The sequence below is a fragment of the Promineifilum sp. (SeqCode) genome (assembly GCF_041918635.1).
In the GTDB taxonomy this organism is placed as follows: Bacteria; Chloroflexota; Anaerolineae; order Promineifilales; family Promineifilaceae; genus Promineifilum.
In genome coordinates this window covers 1-2,460 of the sequence record NZ_JAYRVJ010000289.1, presented here as the reverse complement: position 1 = coordinate 2,460, position 2,460 = coordinate 1, and the positions used below count along the sequence as shown (strand labels likewise).

General features: G+C 68.3%; 3 protein-coding genes and 1 pseudogene. All 4 read left to right on the top strand.

Annotated elements, in window-relative coordinates; genetic code table 11:
- Positions 1-332 (top strand): annotated as a pseudogene (locus tag ACE3UY_RS09505) (hypothetical protein); the annotation flags it as partial.
- Between the two features lie 126 nt (positions 333-458).
- Positions 459-1,208 carry a YebC/PmpR family DNA-binding transcriptional regulator gene (locus tag ACE3UY_RS09500; protein ID WP_374687303.1) on the top strand — a complete coding sequence of 250 codons (750 nt, stop codon included), beginning with the start codon at positions 459-461 and terminating at the stop codon, positions 1,206-1,208.
- Between the two features lie 109 nt (positions 1,209-1,317).
- A complete protein-coding gene (gene ruvC, locus ACE3UY_RS09495) occupies positions 1,318-1,839 on the top strand; it encodes a crossover junction endodeoxyribonuclease RuvC (protein ID WP_374687304.1) in 522 nt (173 codons plus the stop codon).
- A gap of 82 nt (positions 1,840-1,921) precedes the next feature.
- The coding region (ruvA, locus tag ACE3UY_RS09490; protein WP_374687302.1) for a Holliday junction branch migration protein RuvA at positions 1,922-2,460 on the top strand (539 nt) is incomplete at its 3' end.

The following is a 2,460-nucleotide window of genomic DNA, read 5'->3' as shown; positions in this document are numbered from 1 at the left end:
TGAGCCAGTACCTGCCGGCCGGCTGGGCGGCCGTGACGATGGGCAGCGCCATGAGCGTGCCCGACGCCGCCTGGCTGCGCTGCTTCGTCCCCGCCGGCCGCATCCTGCTGCGGCTGGACGAGGACGACGCCGGCCGCGCCGGGCTGGCCGCCTGGCGGCGCGTCCTGTCCAACGTCCATCCCCTCCCCCCGCTGCCCGGCGGGGCCAAGGACGTGACGGACTTCTGGCGCGCCGGCGGCGACGTGGGCGCGTGGCTGGAGATGGGCCAGGGGCCAGGGGTCAGGGACCAGGGGTCAGGGAAAGAGCGCTCTTCCCTAACCCCTGGCCCCTAATCCCTATCCCCTGCCAACCCTTGACGCCTGTGCTATAATCCAACCGCTTAAAATTCCGCATCCTACGCGCCGCCCCGGGCGGCCGTCTCGCAGTTGGAACCCGGCCCCGGGTTAGGGAGAGTGAGTATGTCAGGGCATTCCAAATGGTCTACCATCAAACACAAGAAGGCCGCCAGCGACGCCAAGCGCGGCAAGGTCTTCACGCGCCTCGCCAAGGAGATCACCATCGCCGCTCGCGAGGGCGGCGGCGACCCCAACGGCAACACGGCCCTGCGCCTGGCTGTCGCCAAGGCCAAGGAAGCCAACATGCCGAAGGACAACATCGAGCGCTCGATCAAGCGCGGCACGGGCGAGATCGAGGGCGGCGAGTTGATCGACGCCATCTATGAGGCCTACGCCCCGCACAGCGTGGGCATCCTCATCGAGGTCGTCACCGACAACCGCAACCGGGCCATCGCCGACGTGCGCCACGCCGTCACCAAGTACGGCGGCAACATGGCCGCCGCCGGGGCCGTCTCCTGGCAGTTCACGCGCAAGGGCTACATCAGCATCAGCCAGGAGGTGGATCAGGACGAGCTGTTCATGGTGGCCGCCGAGGCCGGGGCCGACGACGTGCAGTTCAACAGCGACGTGGCCGAGATCTACGTCGCGCTGGAGTCGTTCCGCGCCGTCCAGGAGGCGCTGGAGGCCGCCGGCTACAAGATGGACGAGTCCTCGCTCATCTACGACCCCAACAGCCCCGTCACTCTGAGCCAGTCGGAGTCGTTGCAGGTGATGAACCTCATCGAGCACATCGAAGACCTGGACGATGTGCAGAACGTCTACTCCGCGCTGGAGCTTAGCGACGAGACCATCGCCGCCATGGAAGCGGCGTAGCAGCATGCAGGGGAGAAAGGGAGAAAGGGAGCAGGGGAGCAGGGGAGCGGGGGAGCAAGGGAGAGATTCTTTCACCCCTGCTCCCCTGCCCCCCCGCCCCCCTGCTTCCCTGCGCATCATCGGACTCGACCCCGGCACGGCCACCACCGGCTACGGGATCATCGACGCCGTGGACGGCGACCTGACGGTTGTCGACTACGGCGTTTTGCTGACCTCGGCCGGCGACCCCGCGCCGCAGCGCCTCCAGTCCCTCTTCCAGCAGCTCAACGCCCTGCTGGCGACCCACCGGCCGGATCGCGCCGCCGTCGAACAGCTCTTCTTCGGCCGCAACATCACCACGGCCATCGCCGTCGGCCAGGCGCGGGGCGTGCTGCTGCTGGCGCTGGCCGACGCCGGGCTGCCCGTGGGCGAATACTCGCCGCCCAAGGTCAAGGAGGCCGTCACCGGCTATGGCAAGGCGGAGAAGGCGCAGGTGCAGCTCATGGTGCGCCACCTGCTCGAGCTGGCCGAGACGCCCCACCCCGACGACGCCGCCGACGCGCTGGCCGTCGCCATTACCCATGCGCGGTATGTGGCCTTTGCGGAGGCGGTGGAAGAGCAGGGGAGCAGGGGGGCAGGGGTGCAGGGGTGAACACGGCCTTCTCCCCTGCTCCCCCGCCCCCCTGCACCCCTGCGATCCCTCGAAACCAATCACTCGTCACGCGGAACTCAACATGATTGCGTCACTCAGCGGAACCATCCAAAAAGTCGAGCAGAACAGCCTCATCATCAACGTTGGCGGCGTGGGCCTGCGCGTGTTCGTGCCGCGGACGGTGCTGGAGAACGTGGGCGAGATGGGCCGGCGCATCACCCTCCACACCCGGCTGCAAGTGCGCGAGGACGACCTGTCCCTCTTCGGCTTCGAGGTGGAGGACGACCTGCAACTGTTCGAGGTCTTGCTCGGCGTCAGCGGCGTCGGGCCGAAGGTCGCCCTGTCCATCCTGGGCACGCTCAGCCCCGAACTGCTCAAGAGCGCCATCATGCGCGAGGAGACGGCCGTCCTGCAGCGCGTGCCCGGCATCGGCAAGAAGACGGCCGAGCGCATCATGTTCCAGCTGCGCGACAAGCTCGACCTGAGCGGGCCGGCGGCCGCCCTGCCGCTGGTCAGCGACGTGGACGCCGACGTGATCGACATCCTGACCAGCCTCGGCTTCAGCATCATCGAGGCCCAGGCCGCCCTGCAACACGTCCCCCGCGAGGTGCGGGCGATGGA